Below are 24,713 nucleotides of genomic sequence, written 5' to 3'. Positions count from 1 at the left end.
GTCACATTTGTTTTGTTTAAAGGAGATGAAGACATGGGTTTCTTATGGTCATTAATTGTCGGAGGTGTCATTGGCGCCATCGCAGGTGCTCTCACTAAAAAAGGCGACTCGATGGGTATTTTTGCAAACATTATTGCCGGACTCGTGGGTTCTTCCATCGGTCAAGCCTTGTTTGGCACATGGGGATGGACGGTCGCCGGCATGGCAGTGATTCCTTCCATTCTAGGAGCTGTGATTGTTGTCGCAGTCGTTTCCTTCTTTTTTGGAAAAAAATAAACATTTTCAACAAGTAAGGGCCTGCAACTTTTGTCGCAGGCCCTTTCGTTTGGTCTTTTTTTATAAACGCTCACCTCACGCGATCACTCAGCGTTGTTTCTTCGATAAGTCCGTTGAATCTCTTAAAACCAGTTCCGTCCCAACTGTAATTTTCCTTGGTACGGGTGCCGCTTCCTGAATGAGCTCCAACATCGTCGATACAGCCAACTCTCCCATCCACTCCGTATAGACTTTTACAGTAGTGAGTGCAGGGGTCACATATTTTGCGACACTGACATCATTAAACCCAATGATTGCGATGTCTTCTGGGATTCTCAACCCTCTTTCCTGAATGGCACGCATGGCGCCAATCGCTAAAGCGTCACTAGATGCAAAAAAAGCACTTGGGTAATCTGGTGTCTCCGCCAAGTAGTCTTGCATCGCTGCAAAACCACCATCAATGGTGAAAGTCCCTTGCAAATGGTTCGTCTCATCATACATTTTTAAGCGTGTTAAGTAGTCACGCAAGACCAAGAAACGCGGGTCCTCAATTTCATACTGGCTTTCTTTTGTGTACTCTACACCAGATAAGATTCCAATTCGTTGATGTTTTTCTTTTACTAATTGATCGACAACTTGTTGAATCGCTTGAGAGAAATCAACAACTAACGAGTTATAGCCTTGTCCTAAGGCATCAAAGTCAACAAAAAGTAATTCACCGGTCAATTGACCAAGCACTTTGGTTTGTTTTTGATCAAACTTCCCCAAAGCAATTGTTCCTTGCACTTCAATGCTAGACAGCTCAGACATTTGTTCTTTCACCAAACGAACATTGCGTTCTTCTGCCTTTTTTTCAATCCCTAAACGAATCGCTAAATAATACAAATCAGCGAGTTCTTCTTCGCTATCATACCACTGAACCAAACGTAAAACAGCGGATTCACGTCGTTTATTTTTATGTTTTGTATAGTTCAAAGCTTCTGCGATCTCAAAAACTTTTTTTTCTGTCTCTTTGCTAACAGAAAGTTCCGGATCGTAATTCAGCACACGGGAAACGGTCGCAGGAGAAACGCCTGCTTTTTTTGCAATATCTTTAATCGTCGCCATTTGTTTCTCCTCCTTTATCTATAAATTCGTTACAAAATCTTGAAAAGCAGCTTGTCCTTTGGCATCTCGTTTAAAAACTCCAGCATCTTCAAGAACGCGGGCAAAGATGAGACCGACTTCCTCTTGCACTATTTTCGTGACATTTTCGAGTGTGAAGTGATGTTTTTCTTTCATTTTATCCGCCCAAGGTACATGGTAGTCGGCAATTTCATTGACTTCGTCGAGTACATATTTTTCCACTTCTACTAACTCTTTCGCTAACCGCGGTGGTAAAACAGCCAAGCCCATGACTTCAATCAGACCGATGTTTTCTTTTTTAATATGTTGGACATCTTGGTGCGGATGAAAAATACCATCTGGATGCGCTTCAGAAACATTATTATCACGTAACACGAGATCAAGTTCAAATAATTCTCCTCGACGTCGAGCAATCGGTGTCACCGTATGATGAGGCGTACCATCTGCACTATGGGCGATAATTTCTAATTCCGGCGCTGAGTAATTTTGCCACTTCGCCAAAATCATTTCTGCCGCATCAACCAAATCTTTTGGTCGGAGACTTTGCAAACGAATAACTGACATCGGCCACTTCACAATACCTGCTTGAACGCCAGAAAACCCACGAATCTCAAAAGGCGTCTCGATTGGCGCTTTGGCCATCGCAAACTCATAGCGTCCGCCTTGATAATGATCATGCGATAAAATTGAACCCCCGACGATTGGTAAATCTGCGTTTGAACCCGCAAAATAGTGCGGAAGTACGTCTACAATTTTCACCAGTCGCTCAAAAGTGCTACGTTCAATTTTCATTGGTCGATGCGCTTCAGATAATAAAATACAATGTTCGTTATAATAAGCATAAGGGGAATATTGAAACCCCCAAGATTCTCCATCAAGATTCATTCGAATAATGCGATGATTGGTTCGCGCCGGATAATCTATACGACCCAAATACCCTTCATTTTCCATACAAAGCATGCATTTGGGATAATCGACGGTATGACTATTTTTTTGTGCAGCAATTTCTTTCGGATCTTTTTCTGGTTTTGAAAGATTAATCGTAATATCTAGTTTTCCATACTCTGTTTCGATTGGAAAAACAATATTTTTTGCTATACTTCGCGTTTTGATATAATCATTTCGCTGACAAAGTTGAAAGAAATAATCTGTTGCTGCAGTTGGATTTTTTTCATAATGTTGCGCAAAAAAAGCATTTACGACGGAAGGTGGTGGCGTCAGAAAATCCATTAATTGACCTTCCAAAATCTCTCTTTCTGCGAACGTTTCCCCAATCACTTGATTGACTTTGGCTTGCGCCACCAAGGCGTCCATCAATTCAATCGGTTCCACCGTTACAGGACGTACGGTTGCCTCCTCCAATGCAACTTCACCAATTAGACCTAGCACTCGATTTTGCAAATAGAGGCGATCCAGTTCCATCCAACCACCGGATGCAATGGCACAGGTTGTAAAATCAACAATAATTTGACTTAAGTTCATGAATAAAACTCCTAATCTTGGTAACCATTTGGATGGCTCACGTGCCAATTCCATGCAGTTTCTATTATTTTTTTGACATCCGTATAAACGGGTTGCCAACCTAAAATCTCCCTCGCTTTGGCACTCGATGCGACTAATGAACCCGGATCGCCTGCTCGTCTAGGTGCGACACAGGCAGGAATCTCTTTGCCGGTCACTTCTCGTGCGGCATCTAGCATTTCTTTGACCGAGTACCCATTATTGCTCCCTAGGTTAAAGACATTACTTTCGTTGCCGGCTTTTAAGTATTCAAGTGCTAAAATATGCGCAGCAATTAAATCTTCCACGTGGACGTAATCACGAATACAGGTTCCATCAGGAGTTTCATAATCATCCCCAAAGATGGACAACGCTTCTCTTTTCCCAAGTGCAACTTCTAAAATAATTGGAACTAAGTGCGTCTCTGGTGTATGGTCTTCACCAATTGATGCATCGCTTTTGGCACCTGCTACGTTAAAATAGCGCAAAGCAACATACTTCATTCCGTATGCATTGTCACACCATTTCATCATTTTTTCCATCATCAATTTACTTTCCCCATAAGGGTTTTTCGGATTTGTCGGTGTTTCTTCCGTAATCGGGCTCACTTCTGGTTCGCCATAAGTCGCAGCCGTTGAAGAAAAGACAATATTTTTTACGCCATGCGCTTCCATTACTTCCAATAAAATCTGCATTCCATAAACATTATTATTGAAATACATCAATGGTTTTTCAACGGATTCACCAACTAACGAACTGGCAGCAAAATGAATGACCCCTTCAATCGTTTCTTTTGCAAAGACATCCGCTAAAAAGGAGCGATCCCTAATATCCCCTTCGTAAAAAGTGGCTTTTTCGTGAATCGCTGCTCGGTGCCCCGTCAATAAATTGTCAACAACGACCACCTCATATCCTTTATGAATCAATTGGTCGACTGCATGCGAGCCGATATAACCGGCTCCTCCTAAAACTAAAATTGACATCTCATTCATCCTTTCATCTGCTTCGATTAAATTTTTTTCGCACCATCACCGATGCTTGCTTGATAAATGGCTGTCGCATAGCCGATTTTTTCAAGGTATTCATTGGAAACCTTCGCAACAAAGTCCTCCCAGTCACTTGCTTTGACTAAAGCAATCGCACAACCGCCAAAGCCTGCGCCTGTCATCCTTGCGCCTAAAACACTTGGATGATTTTGTGCAGCGGTCACTAAGGTATCTAATTCAATTCCTGTCACTTCATAATCGTCTTTCAACGACAAGTGAGAGGCATCTAATAGTTGACCAAACGTCGTTAAATCTCCTGCTTGCAAGGCCGCTTTGGCTTTTAATGTTCGTTGATTTTCAGTTACCGCATGTTTTGCACGTTTGATGAGTATGTCATCGCCAATCAATGCCGTGTTGGCAAAGAACGTTTCTTCATCCAAAGCACCTAAAGAATCAATCGTTAATTCTACTTGCAAGCGACGCAGGGCTTCCTCACATTCGCTTCGACGTTCGTTGTATTTTGAGTCAGCGAGTTCACGACGTTTATTCGTGTTCATAATCGCGACCACGTATTCACCAAAGTCTGCTGGAACCACTTCATATTCTAGCGTATTCGTATCCAATAATAAAGCATGGTCTTTTTTTCCCATACCAATCGCAAATTGGTCCATAATTCCTGAGTTTACACCAATAAATTCATTCTCCACACGCTTCCCAATTTTCACCAAGTCAAGCATCTCAATGTCTAATTGGAACAAATCTTGTAAAATAACCCCCGTCAATAATTCAATCGAAGCAGATGAAGAAAGACCCGCTCCGTTTGGAATGGTACCGTAGTAGACAACCTCGAACCCAGAATCAATTGGATAGCCTGTTTCTTTTAGAAAACGAACCATTCCTTTGGGATAATTCGTCCAATGATGGGCTTCGTTGTAATCTAAATCATCTAATGAAAATTCGATCATACCTTTTTCTGGAAAATTCTCTGAATACAAGCGAATTTGCTGGTCCTCACGCTTTCTTGCCAAGCCAAACGTCCCGAGAGTAATACTTGCTGGAAAAACATACCCGCCATTATAATCCGTATGCTCTCCGATTAAGTTAATTCGCCCCGGTGCGAAATATTCGCCTGTTGCTTCCTCGTGAAATTGTTCCTTAAAAATACTTTGCAAATCTTTTTCCATCTTCTGAACCTCTTTTCTTTATTGTTAGTAAATTAATTATAAAACATTTAGTAAATATTTTCAATTGTTTTATTTTTTATAAAAGAAGAAAGTTTCACTTTCCAAATGCTACAGAATCAGTCATAATAAAGAGGTAGAAATGGGGTGACAAACAATGAAAAAATTCGTTACAGGGTTTGTAGTTGGTTCTTTAGTCACAACTGCAGCAACGGCCGGCTTAATTGCCACGATTAAAAAAACAGTCATCGATCCAATCGACGAAAAGGAAACAATGATTGATGAAAATCGTCGTAGAGCGAATCGAAAAAGCTTTGCACGCTAAAAAATAAGCCATGACCGAAAACCGGCATGGCTTATTTTTTGCTATTAAAATGTTTTTTTCTTCTTTGTTTTGCCAGACCATTCCTGGTAGCCTTTTTTCAAAATGAAAATATTCGTATATCCATTTTTACGCAGCTTATTTGCTGCACGCACACTAAGTGTAGTTGTATTATCATACAAATAGACAGGTAGGTCCTTGCGAATGCCCACGACAGACTGTGAGAAGGTAGTATAAGGAATATTACGTGCACCTAGAATATGTCCACCATCAAAGTCATTTTTCTCTCGAACGTCAATAACTTGTGCTTTTCGCATTCCTTCGCGAAATTCTTCTTCAGTGATGATTGTCGCCGAACGTTTTCCCATGAAATAATAAAACAACCAGTTCGCTCCAAATAAAAGTAAAATCGAAACCAAGATAACATTTAACCATAATAAAAATTTTCCCATTTAAAACTGACCGACCTTTCTAGTCTTGAAATTGTAAGGCAAGTGATGATGCACCGATGACACCTGCATCGTTCCCTAGTTGTGCCATTTTAATGACGGTACTTTCATTGACTTGCGGGAAAGTAAATTGGAAGAAGTATTTTTCTACGCGGCTACGTAAGAATTCCCCAGCTGCACTGACACCGCCACCTAAAATAATACTTGATGGATTCAACGTGTTACCTAAGTTCCCACAAGCCAATCCTAAGTAAAAACAAACTTTGTCCACAACGATTAAAGCAAATTTATCGCCTTTTTCAGCCAGCTCAAATACATCTTTACTCGTAATCGCTTGTCCATCATCCAGACGTGTTTTTAATTCCGATTCTCCAGCAAACGCCTCTGCCAAATGACGAGCAACACGGACGACGCCTGTTGCACTCGAAACCGTCTCAAGACAGCCAACTTTCCCACAAGTACATTCAAACCCTTCTGGATCAACCGTAATATGACCAATCTCTCCTGCACATCCTGCAGCACCGTGAAGCAACGTATTTTCCATGATAATACCACCGCCGACACCGGTACCGAGCGTAATAAAAATGACGTCAGGGTTATTGTCCCCTGCCCCTTTCCAACGCTCTCCAAGCGCAGCCACATTCGCATCATTGTCTAAAGCAAAACGGATTCCCGTTCCAGCTTCAATTTGTTCACGAATCGGTTGCAAGGTTCTCCAATTTAAATTGTAGGCACCAATCACCGTTCCTGCTTGTCGATCAACACTACCAGGTGTGCCCATGCCGATACCTATAAAATCTTCTGCCGACAAGCCATATAAATCAAGATGATGGTTAATTGAAGCAATAATGTCAGGGACAATATGCTTCCCATCCTCCAAAATGTTTGTTTCAATACTCCATTTTTGTTGCACTTCCCCCTCAACTGTTAAAATGGCAAACTTTGCTGTGGTCCCACCTAAATCAATTCCAATAACCTTCTTTGTTGACATTTACAAGTCCTCCTTGCTCAATTCAATTTGATGTTCTCTTTTTAAAATCGCCCATGCTTTTAAGTAGGTTTGTTGTTCAATGAGACGGCTTTCATATAATTGCTTGATTTCTTGCGACATCAATTCAATATCATAGAGTCGTTTCCCTACATAAATAATAATACCAAATCGTTTAAGTAACTGCTGAACGTCGTACAAACTCTCCAATTAAAAACACTTCCTATTATTATACTAATCTTTCACTTTTTTTCAATCTGTTTTAAGAAAATCGACCTTTTCACTAACAGATAAAACAAGTGATTTTTTTAAAGCACATGATACTTTCTTAGACCATAGATGAAACAAAAAACTAAGAAAAAAGCTAAGATCATCGCTGAGAGAATCCGTACATGTATGGAATATTTCTTCCCTACTTGGACAGGCAAAGCGACGAGGTTCCCCATCAAAATCCCACCAAGCAAGCCACCTATGTGCCCATACATATCAATGGTTTGGTCAAATAGGCCAAAGATTAGATTCAAACCAATAAACAAGGCAAATTGACGTACCATTCCCTGAATTGCTGGATTATTCTTAAAATGAAAACCTAAAACAACAAAAGCACCAAACATACCAAACAAGGACGTACTTGCTCCGGCGGCTTGAACATTTACCTGATTAAAGGCAAAGCCTAATAAATTCCCCATGATGCCACTAACTAAATAAATTGAAAGAAAACGCCAATGCCCGTAAATCGCCTCCACTTGTTGCCCCATGTAATAGAGAATAACTGAATTTACTGCAAAATGCATCAAACCATAGTGAATAAAAATCGGCGTAATCAAACGCCAATATTCATTGTTCAAAGCAATTGATGGACCGAACATCGATCCTCTAAACTCAATTAGCAAGCCTGGTAATAGATAAGCTAGCAAAAAAACAGCGGTTTGAATCGACAAAAAACCAATCGTAATAAATGGTTGATTTTTCATATTTCGTAACTTCATTTTCGTTCCTCCTCGACTTTCAACTGGTCCGTATAAATTTTTGCGACTGGAAGATCAAAAGGATCTTTTTTCCATGTATTATTTATTTGTTCCGAAAAAACCAAACTACACGTTTCTCCTTGGTACGTTGCAAGGTAACGATCGTAAAATCCACCACCAAAACCAATGCGATACCCTTTGGTCGAAAATACTAAACCTGGAACAATCAGCAAGTCAATTTCTTCTTGCGTGACAAACAAGTTGCTTTCAGGTTCTTCTACACCAAACTTCGTCTGATAATACTTCGTTTGAGTATCGACCTCATAAAAAGCCAAACGCCTTTCAGGTAATGATTTGGGTACGACCACTTTTTTCCCTTCAATAAAGGCTCTGTTCATCACTTTTTTTGTATCTAGTTCAAAATCAACCGGGCGAATTACCGCGATTGTCTTTGCTAGTTTCCATTGGCGAGAAGCAAAAAATAAGGCTAAAATTTGACTTTCTTTTTCGCTCTTCAACTGAGGGTTACTGGCCAATTGTTTTAATCTTTGAATTCCCTGTTGCCGTAATTCTTTCTTGCTCAAATGCTTCACACTCCTACTAGGAAATAGTACCGAAATTTCACATGAATAGCAAATTGATTTCTCAAAAAAGCACATTTTTTCTCTTCCTCCTTCGTCAAGTAGAACTACTTAACAAAAATAAGAAAAAGACTAGCTTTTTCCAGAGAGTCATGCTATGATATTTAAGTCTGAGAAATGTCTTAGAGGATTCTTTAAAGTATTGGAGGGAAAAAAGATGCGCGTAAACATCACTTTAGAATGTACTTCTTGTAAAGAACGTAACTACCTAACAAGCAAAAACAAACGTAACAATCCGGACCGTTTAGAAAAACAAAAATACTGTCCACGTGAAAGAAAAGTCACTTTACATCGTGAAACAAAATAAGCTTCGCTTACAGACGCCAAACCCCTTGGTAACATTGGGCTTGGCGTTTTTTTGTTTGCTTAAAAACACGATATCTTTAGAAATGTCTTTAGGTTCGTTTTTTAGACAAAAACAAAGGTTGCGTATTCTATCTTGTTTATTTTAGATATTTTGATGTTTCGTCAAGTAGAACTACTTTCGATTTTAAGGAGCTCTCTATAATAAGCCTCTTCCTGCACGAAGAACTACGCACGAATTCGAAAGCCTCATTCCTCTATGGATCCGGTGTACTTTACTCATAGACAGCGCAAAAAGTTGGTTCATACCAATCAACCAGCTTCTAAATAATGATTCTCAGCTGTTCAAAATGGGCACTGGGTACTGCTTAAAAAACTACACTTGATTAACGACTTCCTTGCTTCAATCGCTACCATCGATGTGTCTCTATTAAAAAAATGCACGAAAAAAACTACATTCAATAAGGCAGCACAAGAAACAAGAATTCCCCATCAATTAACAAGCCTCTACTTTTGAGTACATCGGTTTTGTGTCATGAAAGATGATTACCTGCATAGGTGACTAAGGGTACCCCGTTTTGATTACGAATTCACACAACTTTTTCTTTTCCATCAAAAATTGACGTAGCCTATTGCCCATCAAATTCATAATTGGGATGCCGCATTGTTTATTTTCCATGTTAACTGTTTTTGAATACGTATCAAAAATACTTTCATTTATAATCATGTCAACACGATTTTTCAATCAGTAAGAAGCAAGACCAGACAGATTCTTCTTCGAATCCTTAAGAAAATATTAACTTGCAAAAAGCCATTCTTTTCACTTTCTTCGCACCTTTTCTTCGATTCTCTGCTTTTCTCGTGTAAGATTTGACAAGTTTTTTTCTTTTGTGCTATACTTCATTTAGGGATTTCGTTATTGACCTCATGGTTGCCTTTCATCAACACTTAAAGAAAGGAGAATGTAAAATGACATTCTATAACAATACATTGGAATACCGTGTAACACTTGATACCGAATTAAACTTATTCATCGTCTTTGATAAAAATGACGAAAATCATTTTGCTACCGGTCGTACCATTGAACAAGCAGTACAAGAATTAGCAAAAACAGCATAAGGAGTGTAATTCTCTAATGGACGAAAATTCGAGTTCGTACTGATAGCATCTACTGAATCCAGACAGTAGATGCTTATTTTTTTGCCTTTTTTAGAAAAAGGCGTTTACCAAAGAGGAAGTAACTGTCTAAACAGACCAAGACCAGTGAGGGAAAATACACACTCAAAAATATTTTCAATGCCAGATAATACGAACCGATGAGAGCAAAAACAAGACCGATTGGCAGCGTTAACATTACAAGCCCATGAAAAACAAGGTGCACTCCAATTAAAACTTTCACCCATCGATTAAAATACACGCGCCGTCTAAGTATAAGTAAACAGATAAAAACCAATACCATCCCTATTAAATAAGCCAATTCTAGGGACAATAAGGATAGGCGATCGTATGTGAACAACCAATTCACTCCTAAAACCAGTGAATAACCAATTTTCTGATTGTAACTCGATGAAAACAATTAGATCCCCTCATTTTTTCTTCATTTGTCAATCTTTTTGCTTCCTATTCGTTGTATAATAAGGAAGAAGTTCTTTTTATTATAGCATAAATAGCATTGCTTAAGCTTTTTCTTAACAGATGAAGTTAGAAAATTCGAATGCCAAATTGATAGGAGGTTTTTTAATGGAAGAAATAAGCCTTTATACGCAAAGTGATTTTTTTTATATCGAAAGCCAAGAGACCGCTCTCACCAATTTACGTATCAGTAATCATTCCAAAGTCACTCCTTTTGAAAAGGTTTCGTCCTCTTGTTGGAGAATTTCTGCCGTCCATGTAGCAAAACTGTTGATTCCAGATCAAGAGTCACGAGTTTTTATTTATTACGGCGAAACGGATTTAGAGATTACAGCGGAACGATTCAACATTCAGTTAATGAACACGCTCCAACAAATTGTTGATAAACACGCAATTTATCTTTATTTTAGCCTGGATCAGAAACTTCGCTTTATGTGGCATCAAGTTCCAACAGCGAGGGCTTATTATCTTACGAGTAAAGGAGAATTTCTGAATGAATCCAAGCCAATCCTTAAATTGACGGTAAAAACAAAGAATATCCCTTTAAGTCAGATTACTTTAACGATGCGAGAGCGTGAGACAAACAACCATTTTTCAGTTCTCTTGCCGATTGAGGAATCCATTCAAACCGAATCAAATACGTATCAAAATACTTGCCATTACTTATTTGAGAACCAACTGCTCAATGACAACTTCCTTCACCATTTAAGAACCACAAGCTATCATTTAATGATTGTTGATTACTGGCTAACCATCGATAGCACCTTCTTCCCATTAACGCCCTACTCCTTTCGATTGGGTGCGGAAAATGATGGGATTATTGAAAGCACGTTATCTGATCAACAAACAAAAACTCTTTTTCTCCGTTCTTACAGTACGAGCTATGGGAATCTCTCCTCGCGAATGACTTTGTTGTCTTACGAAGCAGGTGAGGCCTATTTTCATTATGAGAAAAAAACAGACGTCTCTCCTGCAAAAAAACCTATCGTTCTAATTTTTGAATATCCACACAAAGCGCAAGAAAACGGCTTGGTATTTTTTAACTATTTAATGAAAAACGACCAACGATTTGATGTCTATTATGTCATTGAAAAAGAAGCCCCCGATGCCAAAAACTTGCAAGCTTATCAAGAAAAAGTCATTGACTACAAAAGTCCAGAACATGTCCATTTGTTTTTTCAAGCAAGTTATTTAATTTCCTCCCATACAATCAATTATGGGATTCCACTAATCACAAAAGCTACTGAGAAGCAACGAAAAAAATGTCATAACTTCTTTTTACAACACGGAATCACCGCTATAAAGAATGTCGATACTTTTTATGGCAAAAACGGCCAACCAGATTTAATCAACACCTTTATTGTTTCCTCAAAACGCGAAGCAGAACTAGTCGAAAAAGACATGCATTATCCGGCAGACGAAGTAAAAATTACTGGCCTGCCGCGCTTTGATCGCCTGTTAGAAGGGGCAAATCTTTGGAAGACCTATAATACACGCAAAAAAATCTTGATCATGCCTTCTTGGCGACGTGGACAAGATCATTTGTCAGATGCTGAGTTTATGAAGACCCCTTTTTACCTGGCATTCCAACGTTTACTTACAAATCCTAGACTCAAACAATTTGTTCATGAGCAACAGGTAACGATTTCTTTTTACCTGCACAACAACTTTCAAAAGTATCGTCACCTTTTTCAAGCAAAAGAAGTAAACATTCTAGATGCCAAAAATGAAAATGTACAAACACTAATGAAAACACATGGAATCATGATTACCGATTATTCAAGTGTCGGTCTCGACTTCGCTTTGCAAAAACGAACGGTCCTTTACTATCAATTTGACGAACCTGTTCCCGAAATTTCAGACACAAAAAAAGCGGATTTTTCCCTCCCCGGCCCCATCTTTCATCATCTCAGCGATGTTTTAGATGCCATCGAAAAGAAAATCAGATGGAATCGCCTTGAGAAAGTTTACCGGAAAGATTTAAAGAAAAATCTCTACTTTTATCTTGATACCAAAGCATGTGAACGGATTTATGTAGAATTAACTCGTGTTCAAGACAAAAAAATATCTTTTGGCATATAAAAAGCTGACATGGAATCTTTTTTAGAATTCCATGTCAGCTTTTCGCTTTTATCTAGTTTTCCTTCGCTTTTGCTTCACCGGTTTTATAATCAATAGCATACCCTTCTTGTACGTTATATAAGAAAACATTAAATGAAATGACATCATCTTCGACACATTTTGCTTCCATTTGAACGCCTCGAGCAACGAACTCATCCCCTTTAAAGTAGGGTGTCACTCGATAACGAACATAATGGTCCGTTTCTTTTAGGTGTTTTGCGACTTCTTGCTCATAACTTTTCATCGTCACTTGATTCATATACTGCGTGCCCGTCATTAGGTTTTTCCAGTTATCATTTTCACCAGAAAATTGATAGCCAATTAAATGCGATCGATTATAAAGCATGTCCCCTTGACTCATTTTCTTTTGTTTCCATCCAGTCGGATAAACTTTTGAGATGTCTCCCCGTTTTTCGGTAGGCATAAAGTCCCGATGAAGCATTGCATTTGCTTGACCTACGCGATTCAACGAATCTAGGTCCATAAAAGTTTGCCAATACCCTTGCGCAAGGGACAAGTCTGCTGGAGAAAAATTCGGTTGATTATGATTTATTTCTACCACCGTTTCCCCACCGTCAAAGTCGGGCAAGGCAGATAATGTTTCATAGTTCTCCTTTTTCGCAGGTGTCTCACGAAACACGTCGATAATCGTTGACCAATCGTTGGGGTCAAATTGATTGAGATCGATTTGACCTGCCGTAACAGTAAATACCAATAAGGCAAGGATGGCAAATGAAATGCCTGCTGTTTTTTTGCTTAAATGACCTTTTTTCTTTTTCATCTTTTCTCCATTCTATACAAAACAAAAACTGTCATTGTCGCCTATTCTTGAAGTTCGCCAAATCCGAGGAATCATTTTTTGCGTTTCACTATTACTCCCTGCAAAAAATAACTAAATCCTTGACTTTCACTCTTGAAGAATAGGAACTTTCGACAATCACAGTCCCTTAATTATTTATAAATTTAATCTCTTAAAAGAATTCGCCGTATACTTCATCTACCGTTTGTTCTGGATCAATCACAATATACAAGCTTTTTGTTTTTTCGCTGACACGAGTGGATTGGTACTCGTTGTCTAAGCCTTCTGTTGATTTGTCTTTGTATGGGAAGTAAACCAATTCAGGTGCTCCTGTTTGATAAATAATCTCCATACGTTCGATGTCTTCATACTTCAATGCTCGAGAGAACATTCCTAATTCAAGTCCACCAAGGTTAATATCATGTGTTTTCACATGATCTCCTTCTGCATAAATCTCAATCTTGAAACCCGCACATGGATGAATTTCAACAAATTCACTTCCTTTAATTCGACCAAAACTCGTTGTGATTTGTTTAATCCATAGGTCTCCAATGTAACGACGATCTACCGTCCATGTTTCTCCATTACGGAATAAAATTTTTAAAGCTTTCATTTCTCTTGCCATCTTGAACGCTCCTCACTTATTCTTTATCGATTTAATACATCTATAGTTTAACATAACCTCTCAAAGTCGTAAATAAAACAAATCTTATTACTAATTTTCACAAAGCAACCAAATCATTCTGTTCTTCTTTTAGGTAATCAAACAACGATTTTTTTTTGTTTTTTATTTGCCCTTCCACAACACTTTGTTCACATTTTTCTAGAGCTTCTTTCAACCATCGACCACCCGGTTTTTGAAATTCCGTCATCAGATCGTGTCCATTAATAGCTAAATCTGTTAATTTTTTAATTGGGAGTTTGTGATAGGCATTTCGTGCCTCTTCCTGCTGGCTGGCTAAACCGTAATAAGGCAACAGGCTTTCAACCGTGAGAATGGTCTCTTCTTTTAAATCGTACAATAACATTTTCGAATACATCGCCTTCTTCCGCCATTGCAAACCTTTAAAAGCTTGCTGAACCGACCGAATCATTTGATTGGAACACCGCCACGCCTTTAAAAACGGACGAACGTCTTCTGCAGTCAGTCCAAGTTGATCGATCAGTAACGTCCATGCTTGGACTTCGTTTTCAAGTTGTTTTTCTGGCAAAGAAGCAAATGCTTGCAAGGCTTTTGCTTGCCCACGTAACCCTGGACAATACTGATAGCAGTTGGTTTCGATTAACATGGAGATTCCTAATCGGCGATTTTGACCTAACAATAGCTTTACAAATTCAATTGTAATTCTTTCAATTGAAATTTTCGCCAATAACGCATGATTTTCATAAATGGATGCTTTTGTTTTTTCTTCCAAGGTAAAACCTAATTGACTGACAAACCGTAGGCCACGCATCATTCGCAAAGCATCTTCATGAAATCGTTCATAAGGGTTGCCCACCGCACGCAAGATACGATGATTCAAGTCCTCCAAACCACCAAATAAATCAATAATCGCACCATCTTCTTTTAACGCAAATGCATTAATCGTAAAATCACGACGTTTCAAATCTTCTTCTAACGAACGAACAAACTCAACGTGGTCCGGTCGGCGAAAATCTTGATAAGTGGATTCTGTTCGAAAAGTCGTAATTTCATAACCTTCTTCTTCCACCAAGACCAAAACCGTCCCATGGTCAATCCCTACGTCAATCGTGCGAGGAAAAATACTTTTAATCTCAGCTGGGAAAGCACTGGTCGCAATATCGACATCATGGATTGGTTGTCCTAATAAAACATCCCGAACACTCCCTCCGACAAAATAGCCCTCAAAACCCGCAGCTTCAATTTTTTTTAAAAGAGGCAGTGCTTTCTCGTATTCATATGGGAGTTTCTTTAGCTCCATCTACTCACTCCTCATTTCCCGTTTTTCCATCTGTTCGTTCAAAACGAAAACGATCCCGTTGGTTAAACTTTACCATATTTTTTTCGAAACTTTCTGTTAAATCAATCCCCAAAGCATTTGCCATAATCACAGTATTAATCAATACATCGCCCAATTCTTCCGCAACGCTATTTTCTGCTTCGGTTTCTTTTTTACGTTTTTCACCATAAGTATGATTGACTTCACGAGCCAACTCTCCCACTTCTTCTGTCAAACGCGCAAGCAAAGCCAATGGGGAGAAATAACCCGTTTTAAATTGTTGAATATACTCATCGACTTCTTGTTGCATTGACGCCAACGAACGTTCTCTTTCTTGCATACCTTTCACCTCCCTCCTATAATAGCAAAAGAAAATGAGAATTCCTAGAAGAAGTCAATTGTCCCTAGGCTTTTTTCGTGATACCATCAAAACAAAGAGATGATGTCTTATTGGAGGGTTCTATATGAAACAATGGTTTTCTTTAAAAATTTTACGTGATGTTTTCGTAATGATTGTCGGCACGGCCATCATTGGCTTTGCTGTGATTTTCCTCAACATCCCTAATCACTTAGCAGAAGGAGGAATCACTGGGATTACGCTGATTTTCCGCGCCCTTTTTGGGATCAATCCCGCCATCAGCACTCTCTTGCTAAACATCCCCTTAATCCTTATCGGTCGAAAATATTTGGGTCTTCGTTCTTTTTATTACACACTAATAGGAACTTTTGGCCTTTCCTTTTGGCTCGCTTTTTGGCAAAAAATTCCTTTTCAAATTGATTTACAAGAAGATATTTTAATCGCTGCTCTCCTCGCCGGATTGATTAGCGGGGTTGGAAGTGGCTTAGTCTATAAAGTTGGCGGGACAACGGGTGGCAGTGACATTTTTGCACTCATCATTGAAAAATATTTCGGGATATCTGTCGGTCGCTCGCTGTTAATTTTTGATAGCTTGGTTCTTAGTGCTTCCCTGACTTATATCAGTCTAAATCGCATGATGTACACGCTAATATTTGCTTATGTTTTTTCTAAAATTATTGATTCGATTTTAGATGGTGGATATGCCGCAAAAGGGATACTCGTCATGTCTGAGAAAAATGAAATCTTAGCTGAAATCCTCATGCACGAACTTGAACGAGGTGTGACCTATCTAAACGGTGAAGGAGGTTACTCAAAACACTCAAAAAAAATGCTTTATATGGTCATGACACCTCGGGAAATCACTTTAGCGAAGCGGCTCATTCACGAACAAGATCCCCAAGCATTTATTTCAATCATTAATGTACATGAGGTTCACGGCGAAGGGTTTAGTTACCTTCTTCCCAAAAGAAAACCCCTTTTTTCAATTAAAAAATAAAAGGAAAAGAAGCAACCTAAAGCTTAAGTTGCTTCTTCTTTTTGAATCATTAAATCCTTTACTTTTTCAGTTAATTGTCGAAAGAGCAATTGATCATCGTTTTCTAACGCCGTATCAATTTTTTGATAAAGTTCTTGGATTTGATTGTCAATCTCTGCTTGTCTAACAAAAGCGTCCACACGTTCAACCATCTCTTCATCTAGCGAGTCATTCCACTTATGATAGGGATTATCTTCTAAAACGGCTAAGTAAAAGGAATTGTCCCAAGACTCGGGGAAAATACACTCCAAGTATAAGGGCTCTTGCCAGTTAAAGCGTATTTCGTGAAAAATTTGGTCACTATCTTGGTAGGTGCGATCGTTCAAAAATAACGTAATTGACTGATCTGAAACGGTGGAGCTTTTCACACAGATACCACGTGGTGTACGTTTTGCTGATTCAACAAAATGCACTTGTTTTAAGATGGCATCATGCGTCACCAAATAGTTTAAAATCCATGAAACTTCTCGGCGGACAAAAAATTCATGCGTAATGAGCCATGTTAAAAATCGCTTCTTATCTTTGATATCGATGGTCATGATGGATGCCTACCTTTCTAATAGATCATCTAAGAGTGACTGCACTTCCAAATCTCCTGGTTCCAAACTCAAGTAATTCGCTAAGGTCGTTTTTGCCTCGCGCAAACGTCCTTCTTCACGTAAAAACAATCCGTATTCCTTTAAAAAGTCCGCTTCTTCACTTAATAAGAAACTCGCTTCATCATAATATTTCGCTGCCTTGGCATACTCTTCCAAATGATAATTGGCTTGAGCAAGATTCCATAGGGCATAGGGCTGGTCTGGATTTTCTAAACCAGCAATCGTTTCGATGACTTCTTCAAACATTTCTTCATTTAAATAGAAGTTACTTAAAATTAAACGTGTTTCATCGGTTTGTTCACCTGTCTCAAGTGCCCTTAATAAAAAGGATTCCGCTTTTTTGCTCTCATGTAGTCGATAACTATTCTCCGAAGCAAAATGATAAAAGGCCACTTCATAAGGGTTTTCAGCAATTCCAGCCTCAATGACTTCCTGTGCTTCTGCTAAACGTTCTTCTTTTTGTAAAGCTTGAGCCAAGTATAAATAGACTCCTTGATATTGTGGATCTAGCTGACGAATTTTTTCTAAAAACGGAATCGCTTTTTCCGTTTCATCTATTTGTAGGTAAACAAAAGCGAGTTGAAAAAGAGTCTCTGGGGTTTCTTTTTCAGTAATTGCAGCTTCCAAATAGGGAACGGCCTCTTCGAAATCCCCTTGCATGCTTAGCAATGTACCGATTCGCTCGATAATTAAAATGCCCAACATTTCTTCGATTCCCACTTCTAACAGTCGGTTATAATTGAGCAGTGCTTCTTGATATTGTTGATTTGAAAAATACAATTCTGCAAGAGCAAAATGAATCAGAGGCTCATTTGGAAGTAAGGCTTGCGCTTCCTTTAACTTGGCTTCACTTACTTCAGGAATCCCTAGAATTTGATAGATATCCGCCAAAATTAACAAGGATTGCGGATAATAAGGGCTTTCTTTTGAAATTTCTTCTAACATTTCAAAAGCTGCTTCCATTTCATTGTTTTCAATCGCAACTTCTGCTAAAGGCAATAGAAATGCCTCTCTTTCTGCCGGCAAGCGCCGTGAAAGGGCCTCATAAACCTCTTTCACTTCTTCTAAAAAGCCAATTGATAACAAAACTTCTCCCAATTCCATCAACGTCTCATTGTCATCACTTCGAATCGCTTGCGCGAATTCAATTTGGACTTGTACGAGATCTTCTTTTTGGATGGCATCCAACATTTTTTCACTATGTGTCATTGTTTTCCCTCTTTATTTCTCTACATATTTTTTGATAATTTTCAAAAGCATTAATTAAGCTTTGTTCGTTCACTTTTTTATCTGGTCCTTTCTCACCTACGCGTGTTAAACAAACGACCGTTCCCCCCTCAACAAGTTGCAAGACATTTTGAAAATATTCAGCCATTGAAATCTGTTCGGGAAAGAATATAGGAAAACCCAGATGATTCAACCAAAGCAAAAAGTTCTCAAGGTTAAATGTCCATGTTTCTTCGAATGCATTCCAAATGAAGTGCATCAAAAAACCTAAAAAACGTTTCATGTTCTCAGACAAGTGATGCCCACCCTCAGTCAAGTAAAAAGCTTCTTCAAAAACCTTCCCATATGATTCAATCGTCTTGACTGACATTTGATAATAGGAGGTTAGCTCCTCTATTAAAGCAGTAAAATTCGTTGCTTGCAATTGTTTTTGATTCGGATATTCCTTGAAAAGTCGTCGTAATAATTGATAATCGCAAACAACCGCCGTCCGAATAAATACTTGTAAATCAATTAGACGACCTTCTCTTTTTGGGCCGAGCATCGTTTGATCAAGAAAAATTTTTTCTGGTAAATTGATTTGTCTGAGTATGGGTCGACTCGGCTGACGATAAATCGTCTTTTCAGGTACTAAGGATTGTGTGTAGCTCTGAAAAGACACTGGGATAGCCCAAAACGTGCTGTCGAGCAGGCTAACCTTTTGTAAGAACCCAGCTAATTCAACGACGCCTGCATTCCCTATCGCTACCAATAAGTACGCTTTCTTACGCGAAAATTGTTCCAAGTAAGCTAACAGGCTCATCCATTCTTCCAACGTATTCGCATACAATTGGTTACGACAAACGTACCAATCCATCGCAACTGACGAAAAAACGCCTTGGATTTTTTCGAAAAAACGATCATAATACCGTTGATTCGTTAAGATAATGACATGTTTTCCCTGATACATCGTTGGTTGAATACTTGTTGTTAAGATTTCACCATAAGTAATGCTGGATTCCAGTGTCGCTTGTCGATAGTTCATTTGCACTCGCCTCACCACCCTTGTCTGCAGATGTTACTTTAATTATAACATAGCCCGTTTCAGAGACCAAAAAAAGTAAAAAAAAAAAGACGCCTTCGAGCAACCGAATGAAATTTCCAGCGCATCGAAGAAGTCTAATTAAACTAATAAGGTAAATAAAGAAGGGTGTTCATTTAACGATAGATAATTCGGATCGAATTCAAGCATGCGAGCAAATAAGCTTGGTAGGTCTTTTGTATCTTTCGATAAGACGCCAAGAATGACCGGACCTGTCCCCCGATTTATTTTTTTCGTATATTCAAAACGAGTGATATCATCCTCTGGCCCTAAGACGTCATTGACAAATTCCTTCAAAGCACCTGGTCTTTGTGGGAAATGAATGACAAAATAATTCATTAATCCTTGATAAATTAACGCTCGTTCTTCAATTTCAGCCATCCGACTACTGTCATTATTGCCACCACTAATGATACAAACAACTGTTTTTCCTTTGATTTCTTCACGCATCGTTTCCAATGCAGCAACGCTTAAAGCACCCGCTGGTTCTGCCACAATTGCCTGTTTACTATATAATTCTAAGATAGTCACACAAACTTGGCCCTCATCGACCGGCATTAAATGATCGACAAATGCACGTGCATGCGCATAAGTGAGATCCCCGACTTCTTTTACCGCAGCTCCATCGACAAACTTGTCAATATTTTCCAACGCGACCGGTTGATTTTGTGCAAAGGCAGCCTCCATCGATGCTGCTCCTTTTGGTTCAACTCCAATTACTTGGGTCGATGGACTCACTCCTTTGACATAGCTAGCCACGCCACTGACAAGACCACCGCCTCCAATGGCAGAAAAGATAAAATCAGGGACAACTGCGACTTTTTGAAGTTCTTCCATGATTTCAACCGCCACAGTCCCTTGTCCAGCAATAATTGCTGCATCGTTGAAAGGATCAATAAAAACCATTTTCCGACTGCTGGCATATTCTTTTGCTGCTTGTGCAGATAAATCGAAGTTATCTCCGACAAGTTGAATATCCACCCAATCACCACCAAAAAAGGCGACTTGTGAAACTTTCTGTTGAGGAGTCGTTGTTGGCATAAAAATCGTTGCTGGGATTTCTCGGCGACGACAAGTATATGCCACCCCTTGAGCATGGTTTCCAGCACTGGCACAAACAACCCCCCGACTTAACTCGGGGGCTGTTCGTTGTTGTATCGCGTGATAGGCACCTCGTAATTTAAAAGAGCGAACTTTTTGTAAATCCTCTCGCTTCAAATAAATATTGGCTTGGTATTTTTCTGATAAATAAGCATCGTGTTGCAAAGGAGTATGGATGACTGCTCCTTTTAAACTTTCATGGGCTGCTTGAATTTGTTCTTTTGTCACATACTCCAAAGGGTTCACCTCGCTATTTTTTACTCACCTGAATGAACAAATGGCATCATTTTACGTAATTCTTCACCAACCGTTTCAATTTGATGTGCTTTTCTTGTTTGACGCATTTCTTTAAAGTTTGTAAAGCCATTCGCGTTGTCATCAACAAAACCTTTTGCAAAGTTTCCATTTTGAATATCCGTTAAAACGTCTTTCATCCGCTCCTTCACATCAGCCGTAATCACGCGAGGCCCCGAAACATAGTCCCCATATTCCGCTGTATTTGAGATAGAATCACGCATTTTACCAAATCCACCTTCATAAATGAGGTCGATGATTAATTTTAATTCGTGACAGACTTCAAAGTAAGCCAGTTCTGGTTGATACCCACCTTCAACTAACGTTTCAAAACCAGCTTCGATTAAACTAGTTAAACCACCACATAATACGGCTTGTTCTCCAAATAAATCCGTTTCTGTTTCTTCTTTAAAAGTCGTTTCTAGCACGCCTACGCGAGTTGCACCAATCCCTTTTGCGTAAGCTAAAGCAGTTTCTTGTGCTTTGCCCGTTGCATCTTGATAAACAGCATACAAGGCTGGTACGGCAAAGCCTTCTGTAAACGTTCGACGAACTAAGTGACCAGGTCCTTTTGGTGCAACTAAGAAAACATCCACATCTTTTGGAGGCGTAATCACGTCAAAGTGAACGTTGAAGCCATGAGCAAAAACGAGAGAGTTTCCAGCTTCTAAACTTGGTGCAATTTCATTTTCATAAAGTGCACCTTGAATTTCATCTGGTGCCAAAATCATGATTAAGTCTGCTTTTGCAGCAGCTTCTTTCACTGGATAAACCTCAAATCCATCTTCTCTTGCTGCTTCTGCTGATTTTCCTTCACGTAAACCAATGATGACGCTGTGGCCGTTGTCACGTAAGTTTTGTGCATGCGCATGACCTTGCGAACCGTAACCAACGATTGCAATTGTCTTTCCTTTCAATTCGTCTGTTGCCACGTTCTCATCATAATATACTTTAACCATTACTAATTCCCCCAATATTTTTGTTTTTTATTTTTCATCTATCCTCGAACAAGTCCCGTTACTCCGGTACGAGCGAGTTGTTTTAACCCATAAGGGCGTAACACTTCAATACAGGCATCAATTTTCTCGTGGGTGCCCACCACTTGAATCATGATGCTTTTTTGCGCCACATCAACGATATCTGCTCGAAACGGCGCGATGACCGCTTGAATTTCAGATCGTATCGGTGTAGGGGCATTGACCTTAATTAAAGCCAATTCCCGTTCAATATGAGGGGTGCTTGTAATATCCAAGACCTTTAAAACCTCAATTTGTTTGTTGAGTTGCTTAATTACTTGCTCGGTTTCAGCTAAATCACTCACATTCACAACAATCGTCATGCGTGACAATTCGATTTGTTCCGTTGCTCCAACTGAGATACTTTCAATATTCACTTGGCGTCGGTTTAACACACTTGTAATCCGACTCAGCACTCCTGATTTATTGGCAACTAATGCGACAATTACTCTTCTCATTGCCCCTTCACTCCAATCATTTTATGATTTGGCATGCCTGATGGTATCATCGGTAACACATGTTCACTACTAGAAACGACCACTTCAATTAATTGTGGTCCTTGATAAGCAAAAGCCTCTTCTATTTCTTTTTCAAATGTTGTTGGATCGGTTAGTTTCGTTCCCTTAATCCCATAGGCCTCCGCTAACTTAATAAAGTCAGGTTGATTATTAAAAACCGAAGAAGACAAACGGTTGCCATGGAATTTCTCTTGCCATTGACGCACCATGCCTAGAGAAGCATTATTGATTAAAATAAATTTCACATTTAATTGAAATTCATTCAGCAGTGCCATCTCTTGATTGGTCATTTGGAAACCACCATCCCCGACAACAACTACGACTTCTTTTTCAGGGTGGGCAAACTGGGCGCCTATCCCTGCTGGAATTCCGTAACCCATCGTACCTAAACCACCGCTTGTAATTAATTGTTTTCCAAAGTTAAATGGATAGTACTGCGCGACCCACATTTGGTGTTGGCCAACATCTGTCGAGACATAGGCTTGCCCATTCGTTAATTCGCCAATTTTTTCAATTAAACGTTGCGGTTTAATCTCTTCTTTGTTGTCTTTATCATACGTATATGGATAATTTTTTTTGCGTTGTTGGCAAAGTTCTTGCCATAAGGTCATTTCAACTTTTTGATAGGGATAGTCGAGCAATTTTTGCAAAGCGACTTTTGCATCACCAACAATTGGAATATCGGTTTCAATCACTTTTCCAATTTCTGCTGGATCGATATCAATATGAGCAATCGTTGCATTGGGCGCAAACTCTGCTGGACAACTTGCCAAGCGGTCATCGAAACGACTACCAATATTAATTAAAAAGTCACATTCTGCTAAGGCCATATTTGCGGCATAGCTCCCATGCATTCCTCCCATCCCTAAAAATTCTGGTGTGTCATTAGGAAGGATCCCTAATCCCAGTAAGGTTGAAACCGTTGGAATCGCATATTTTTCGACGAATGTTCTCAAAAGCATCTCACCATCTGCTGCGGTTACCCCTGCACCAATTAGTAGAACTGGGCAGCTAGCCTTTTGTAACCCTGCCATCAATTTATTAATTTGCGTCTCAGAAGGATCCGTGTTTGGTTGATAGCTTTCAAGTTGAATCGTTACTGCTTTATCTGATACTTTCGTTGTTGCTAACGTCATATCTTTGGGTAAATCAATGACTACCGGACCTTTTCGACCCGTTGTAGCTATATGAAACGCCTCTGTTAAGGTTTTTTCTAAATCCTCGATGTTACGAACTTGATAATTATGCTTTGTGATCGGCAGTGTAATTCCCAAAATATCTGCCTCTTGAAAAGCGTCTTTACCAATAACCGGGCTTGCTACCTGACCAGTAATCACTACCAAAGGTGTTGAGTCCGCCATTGCATCTGCAATGCCAGTCACCACATTTGTAGCTCCCGGACCACTCGTCACAAGCACCACTCCTGGTTTTCCAGTGGCTTTTGCATACCCCTGAGCTGCATGAACCGCCCCTTGCTCATGACGCGTTAAGATATTTGGAATATCCGCATTGTATAAGGCATCATAAATTGGTAACACGGCTCCACCTGGATAACCAAAAATCATCTCCACTTCTTGCTGTTGCAAACAACGCAACAACAGATGAGCACCGGAGTACGATTGTTGGGTTTCGTCTTTTATTTGTCTATTCTCCATCAAAATTCCTCCTAATATCTTATGAGTCAGTTCTTTGTCTTTTGAGCAAGTCCAGTCAATCTACACCTTTTTCCTCTATATTACAGACAAATCATTCCATCATTTGTTTCTTATTTGGCCAATATTTGGTTCAAAAGTAGACTTCCCTACACTTTTATAATATATTTTTTACTATTATCTCCCTCCAAAGAATCGAATAAAAAAAGAGCATCCTTCTATTCAAGAGAATAGGATACTCTTTTGCGAGAATCCCATTTCGTAACACGAATAGGACTCAAACAAACGGATCATCTTGCTCCGGTGTTCTAAGTCCTCTACCTAATAATGACTAATAAAAATAGATTATTCGTGAATTGCATACGTATCGTCTCCTCTAAAATGAACTTTCTTTAATTTCTTTATAATATACAGTTAATTATATTAAAAGTCAATTAGTTTTGTCAGAATATTTCAAATTTAATTAGAAATAGAATCGAGTAGGAGAATAATCATTAAATGATTATTCGTCCTCTCACACCACCGTACGTACGGTTCCGTATACGGCGGTTCAACTTTACATCACGTGTACTTTTTGGTATTGTTTAACTGAAAAGAGTA

General features: G+C 39.2%; 26 protein-coding genes. 6 read left to right on the top strand and 20 right to left on the bottom strand.

Going from position 1 to position 24,713, the window contains the following annotated elements; all coding sequences use genetic code 11:
- The first annotated feature begins 33 nt into the window (after positions 1–33).
- Complete coding sequence (locus ACYSNO_RS00130) at positions 34–276, top strand: GlsB/YeaQ/YmgE family stress response membrane protein (RefSeq protein ID WP_461729028.1); 243 nt, start codon at positions 34–36, stop codon at positions 274–276.
- Positions 277–363: 87 nt separating this feature from the next.
- Here ACYSNO_RS00130 and ACYSNO_RS00125 read toward each other — a convergent pair whose 3' ends face one another.
- From ACYSNO_RS00125 to ACYSNO_RS00110, 4 genes are read right to left on the bottom strand one after another with little or no spacing between them, the layout of a single operon-like run.
- Positions 364–1,362: a LacI family DNA-binding transcriptional regulator gene (locus ACYSNO_RS00125; protein ID WP_461729027.1), complete on the bottom strand. Its 999-nt coding sequence runs from the start codon at positions 1,360–1,362 to the stop codon at positions 364–366.
- 18 nt (positions 1,363–1,380) lie between these two features.
- Positions 1,381–2,862, bottom strand: a complete 1,482-nt coding sequence (gene galT, locus ACYSNO_RS00120; RefSeq protein WP_461729026.1) for a UDP-glucose--hexose-1-phosphate uridylyltransferase — start codon at positions 2,860–2,862, stop codon at positions 1,381–1,383.
- An 11-nt stretch (positions 2,863–2,873) separates the two neighbouring features.
- Positions 2,874–3,863, bottom strand: a complete 990-nt coding sequence (gene galE, locus ACYSNO_RS00115; RefSeq protein WP_461729025.1) for a UDP-glucose 4-epimerase GalE — start codon at positions 3,861–3,863, stop codon at positions 2,874–2,876.
- Positions 3,864–3,889: 26 nt separating this feature from the next.
- Entirely contained in the window at positions 3,890–5,050 is a 1,161-nt protein-coding gene (locus ACYSNO_RS00110) for a galactokinase (protein ID WP_461729024.1), read from the bottom strand.
- Positions 5,051–5,204: 154 nt separating this feature from the next.
- Between ACYSNO_RS00110 and ACYSNO_RS00105 the strand changes: the two genes are divergently transcribed.
- Positions 5,205–5,372 carry a DUF3042 family protein gene (locus ACYSNO_RS00105; protein WP_461729023.1) on the top strand — a complete coding sequence of 56 codons (168 nt, stop codon included), beginning with the start codon at positions 5,205–5,207 and terminating at the stop codon, positions 5,370–5,372.
- 44 nt (positions 5,373–5,416) lie between these two features.
- Here the strand turns inward: ACYSNO_RS00105 and ACYSNO_RS00100 are convergent, their stop codons facing one another.
- The 5 genes from ACYSNO_RS00100 to ACYSNO_RS00080 all read right to left on the bottom strand — a co-directional run bounded on the left by ACYSNO_RS00100 (position 5,417) and on the right by ACYSNO_RS00080 (position 8,358).
- Positions 5,417–5,821, bottom strand: a complete 405-nt coding sequence (locus tag ACYSNO_RS00100) for a rhodanese-like domain-containing protein (RefSeq protein WP_461729022.1) — start codon at positions 5,819–5,821, stop codon at positions 5,417–5,419.
- A 19-nt stretch (positions 5,822–5,840) separates the two neighbouring features.
- On the bottom strand, positions 5,841–6,809 hold the full coding sequence (locus tag ACYSNO_RS00095) for an ROK family glucokinase (RefSeq protein WP_461729021.1): 969 nt from the start codon (positions 6,807–6,809) through the stop codon (positions 5,841–5,843).
- Positions 6,810–7,016 (bottom strand): YqgQ family protein, encoded by a 207-nt coding sequence (locus ACYSNO_RS00090; protein ID WP_461729020.1) that lies wholly within the window; start codon positions 7,014–7,016, stop codon positions 6,810–6,812.
- A gap of 98 nt (positions 7,017–7,114) precedes the next feature.
- On the bottom strand, positions 7,115–7,795 hold the full coding sequence (locus ACYSNO_RS00085) for a rhomboid family intramembrane serine protease (protein WP_461729019.1): 681 nt from the start codon (positions 7,793–7,795) through the stop codon (positions 7,115–7,117).
- Entirely contained in the window at positions 7,792–8,358 is a 567-nt protein-coding gene (locus tag ACYSNO_RS00080; protein WP_461729018.1) for a 5-formyltetrahydrofolate cyclo-ligase, read from the bottom strand. Before ACYSNO_RS00080 ends, ACYSNO_RS00085 begins: the two co-directional genes overlap by 4 nt.
- A gap of 214 nt (positions 8,359–8,572) precedes the next feature.
- Here ACYSNO_RS00080 and rpmG point away from each other — a divergent pair, with 214 nt between their 5' ends.
- The 3 genes from rpmG (at position 8,573) to ACYSNO_RS00065 (ending at position 12,432) form a co-directional block, all read left to right on the top strand.
- Positions 8,573–8,722: a 50S ribosomal protein L33 gene (rpmG, locus tag ACYSNO_RS00075; RefSeq protein WP_002296119.1), complete on the top strand. Its 150-nt coding sequence runs from the start codon at positions 8,573–8,575 to the stop codon at positions 8,720–8,722.
- A gap of 965 nt (positions 8,723–9,687) precedes the next feature.
- The gene (locus ACYSNO_RS00070; RefSeq protein ID WP_461729017.1) at positions 9,688–9,837 is read left to right on the top strand and encodes a hypothetical protein; all 150 of its coding nucleotides are present in this window, start codon (positions 9,688–9,690) and stop codon (positions 9,835–9,837) included.
- A 621-nt stretch (positions 9,838–10,458) separates the two neighbouring features.
- Positions 10,459–12,432 (top strand): CDP-glycerol glycerophosphotransferase family protein, encoded by a 1,974-nt coding sequence (locus ACYSNO_RS00065; protein WP_461729016.1) that lies wholly within the window; start codon positions 10,459–10,461, stop codon positions 12,430–12,432.
- 52 nt (positions 12,433–12,484) lie between these two features.
- Here ACYSNO_RS00065 and ACYSNO_RS00060 read toward each other — a convergent pair whose 3' ends face one another.
- From ACYSNO_RS00060 to ACYSNO_RS00045, 4 genes are all read right to left on the bottom strand, one after another.
- The gene (locus ACYSNO_RS00060; protein ID WP_461729015.1) at positions 12,485–13,252 is read right to left on the bottom strand and encodes a DNA/RNA non-specific endonuclease; all 768 of its coding nucleotides are present in this window, start codon (positions 13,250–13,252) and stop codon (positions 12,485–12,487) included.
- A gap of 190 nt (positions 13,253–13,442) precedes the next feature.
- On the bottom strand, positions 13,443–13,895 hold the full coding sequence (locus ACYSNO_RS00055) for a hypothetical protein (RefSeq protein WP_461729014.1): 453 nt from the start codon (positions 13,893–13,895) through the stop codon (positions 13,443–13,445).
- 97 nt (positions 13,896–13,992) lie between these two features.
- Positions 13,993–15,213 carry a CCA tRNA nucleotidyltransferase gene (locus ACYSNO_RS00050; RefSeq protein WP_461729013.1) on the bottom strand — a complete coding sequence of 407 codons (1,221 nt, stop codon included), beginning with the start codon at positions 15,211–15,213 and terminating at the stop codon, positions 13,993–13,995.
- 4 nt (positions 15,214–15,217) lie between these two features.
- The gene (locus ACYSNO_RS00045; protein ID WP_461729012.1) at positions 15,218–15,571 is read right to left on the bottom strand and encodes a nucleotide pyrophosphohydrolase; all 354 of its coding nucleotides are present in this window, start codon (positions 15,569–15,571) and stop codon (positions 15,218–15,220) included.
- A 124-nt stretch (positions 15,572–15,695) separates the two neighbouring features.
- Between ACYSNO_RS00045 and ACYSNO_RS00040 the strand changes: the two genes are divergently transcribed.
- Complete coding sequence (locus ACYSNO_RS00040) at positions 15,696–16,586, top strand: YitT family protein (protein ID WP_461729011.1); 891 nt, start codon at positions 15,696–15,698, stop codon at positions 16,584–16,586.
- A 23-nt stretch (positions 16,587–16,609) separates the two neighbouring features.
- On the opposite strand, the gene ACYSNO_RS00035 is transcribed toward ACYSNO_RS00040, so the two are convergent.
- The 7 genes from ACYSNO_RS00035 to ilvB all read right to left on the bottom strand — a co-directional run bounded on the left by ACYSNO_RS00035 (position 16,610) and on the right by ilvB (position 24,116).
- Positions 16,610–17,164 (bottom strand): YpiB family protein, encoded by a 555-nt coding sequence (locus tag ACYSNO_RS00035; RefSeq protein ID WP_461729010.1) that lies wholly within the window; start codon positions 17,162–17,164, stop codon positions 16,610–16,612.
- Between the two features lie 9 nt (positions 17,165–17,173).
- Positions 17,174–18,433: a tetratricopeptide repeat protein gene (locus ACYSNO_RS00030; protein ID WP_461729009.1), complete on the bottom strand. Its 1,260-nt coding sequence runs from the start codon at positions 18,431–18,433 to the stop codon at positions 17,174–17,176.
- A complete protein-coding gene (locus ACYSNO_RS00025) occupies positions 18,423–19,475 on the bottom strand; it encodes a hypothetical protein (RefSeq protein WP_461729008.1) in 1,053 nt (350 codons plus the stop codon). The genes ACYSNO_RS00030 and ACYSNO_RS00025 overlap by 11 nt, the downstream gene beginning before the upstream one ends.
- A 138-nt stretch (positions 19,476–19,613) precedes the next feature.
- A complete protein-coding gene (ilvA, locus tag ACYSNO_RS00020) occupies positions 19,614–20,870 on the bottom strand; it encodes a threonine ammonia-lyase IlvA (protein ID WP_461729007.1) in 1,257 nt (418 codons plus the stop codon).
- Between the two features lie 20 nt (positions 20,871–20,890).
- On the bottom strand, positions 20,891–21,886 hold the full coding sequence (ilvC, locus tag ACYSNO_RS00015; protein WP_461729006.1) for a ketol-acid reductoisomerase: 996 nt from the start codon (positions 21,884–21,886) through the stop codon (positions 20,891–20,893).
- 38 nt (positions 21,887–21,924) lie between these two features.
- Positions 21,925–22,401, bottom strand: coding sequence for an acetolactate synthase small subunit (gene ilvN, locus ACYSNO_RS00010; protein ID WP_461729005.1), 477 nt, complete (start codon positions 22,399–22,401; stop codon positions 21,925–21,927).
- Positions 22,398–24,116, bottom strand: a complete 1,719-nt coding sequence (ilvB, locus tag ACYSNO_RS00005; RefSeq protein ID WP_461729004.1) for a biosynthetic-type acetolactate synthase large subunit — start codon at positions 24,114–24,116, stop codon at positions 22,398–22,400. The genes ilvN and ilvB overlap by 4 nt, the downstream gene beginning before the upstream one ends.
- Positions 24,117–24,713: the final 597 nt, after the last annotated feature.

It is taken from the genome of Enterococcus sp. LJL98 (assembly GCF_054871745.1).
The sequence above is the reverse complement of the archived record's forward strand: the minus strand, read 5'-3'. Positions and strand labels throughout refer to the sequence as shown.

What these genes read in the sequence shown, in the direction of transcription:
- ilvB (WP_461729004.1), bottom strand. Translation starts at nt 24,116, where the DNA reads ATGGAGAATAGACAAATAAAAGACGAAACCCAACAATCGTACTCCGGT.
- ACYSNO_RS00125 (WP_461729027.1), bottom strand. Translation starts at nt 1,362, where the DNA reads ATGGCGACGATTAAAGATATTGCAAAAAAAGCAGGCGTTTCTCCTGCG.
- ACYSNO_RS00060 (WP_461729015.1), bottom strand. Translation starts at nt 13,252, where the DNA reads ATGAAAAAGAAAAAAGGTCATTTAAGCAAAAAAACAGCAGGCATTTCA.
- ACYSNO_RS00045 (WP_461729012.1), bottom strand. Translation starts at nt 15,571, where the DNA reads ATGCAAGAAAGAGAACGTTCGTTGGCGTCAATGCAACAAGAAGTCGAT.
- ACYSNO_RS00030 (WP_461729009.1), bottom strand. Translation starts at nt 18,433, where the DNA reads ATGACACATAGTGAAAAAATGTTGGATGCCATCCAAAAAGAAGATCTC.
- ACYSNO_RS00100 (WP_461729022.1), bottom strand. Translation starts at nt 5,821, where the DNA reads ATGGGAAAATTTTTATTATGGTTAAATGTTATCTTGGTTTCGATTTTA.
- ACYSNO_RS00130 (WP_461729028.1), top strand. Translation starts at nt 34, where the DNA reads ATGGGTTTCTTATGGTCATTAATTGTCGGAGGTGTCATTGGCGCCATC.
- ilvN (WP_461729005.1), bottom strand. Translation starts at nt 22,401, where the DNA reads ATGAGAAGAGTAATTGTCGCATTAGTTGCCAATAAATCAGGAGTGCTG.
- ACYSNO_RS00035 (WP_461729010.1), bottom strand. Translation starts at nt 17,164, where the DNA reads ATGACCATCGATATCAAAGATAAGAAGCGATTTTTAACATGGCTCATT.
- galT (WP_461729026.1), bottom strand. Translation starts at nt 2,862, where the DNA reads ATGAACTTAAGTCAAATTATTGTTGATTTTACAACCTGTGCCATTGCA.
- galE (WP_461729025.1), bottom strand. Translation starts at nt 3,863, where the DNA reads ATGTCAATTTTAGTTTTAGGAGGAGCCGGTTATATCGGCTCGCATGCA.
- ACYSNO_RS00025 (WP_461729008.1), bottom strand. Translation starts at nt 19,475, where the DNA reads ATGAACTATCGACAAGCGACACTGGAATCCAGCATTACTTATGGTGAA.
- ACYSNO_RS00110 (WP_461729024.1), bottom strand. Translation starts at nt 5,050, where the DNA reads ATGGAAAAAGATTTGCAAAGTATTTTTAAGGAACAATTTCACGAGGAA.
- ACYSNO_RS00095 (WP_461729021.1), bottom strand. Translation starts at nt 6,809, where the DNA reads ATGTCAACAAAGAAGGTTATTGGAATTGATTTAGGTGGGACCACAGCA.
- ACYSNO_RS00065 (WP_461729016.1), top strand. Translation starts at nt 10,459, where the DNA reads ATGGAAGAAATAAGCCTTTATACGCAAAGTGATTTTTTTTATATCGAA.
- ilvC (WP_461729006.1), bottom strand. Translation starts at nt 21,886, where the DNA reads ATGGTTAAAGTATATTATGATGAGAACGTGGCAACAGACGAATTGAAA.
- ACYSNO_RS00070 (WP_461729017.1), top strand. Translation starts at nt 9,688, where the DNA reads ATGACATTCTATAACAATACATTGGAATACCGTGTAACACTTGATACC.
- ACYSNO_RS00055 (WP_461729014.1), bottom strand. Translation starts at nt 13,895, where the DNA reads ATGGCAAGAGAAATGAAAGCTTTAAAAATTTTATTCCGTAATGGAGAA.
- ACYSNO_RS00040 (WP_461729011.1), top strand. Translation starts at nt 15,696, where the DNA reads ATGAAACAATGGTTTTCTTTAAAAATTTTACGTGATGTTTTCGTAATG.
- rpmG (WP_002296119.1), top strand. Translation starts at nt 8,573, where the DNA reads ATGCGCGTAAACATCACTTTAGAATGTACTTCTTGTAAAGAACGTAAC.
- ACYSNO_RS00050 (WP_461729013.1), bottom strand. Translation starts at nt 15,213, where the DNA reads ATGGAGCTAAAGAAACTCCCATATGAATACGAGAAAGCACTGCCTCTT.
- ACYSNO_RS00105 (WP_461729023.1), top strand. Translation starts at nt 5,205, where the DNA reads ATGAAAAAATTCGTTACAGGGTTTGTAGTTGGTTCTTTAGTCACAACT.
- ACYSNO_RS00085 (WP_461729019.1), bottom strand. Translation starts at nt 7,795, where the DNA reads ATGAAGTTACGAAATATGAAAAATCAACCATTTATTACGATTGGTTTT.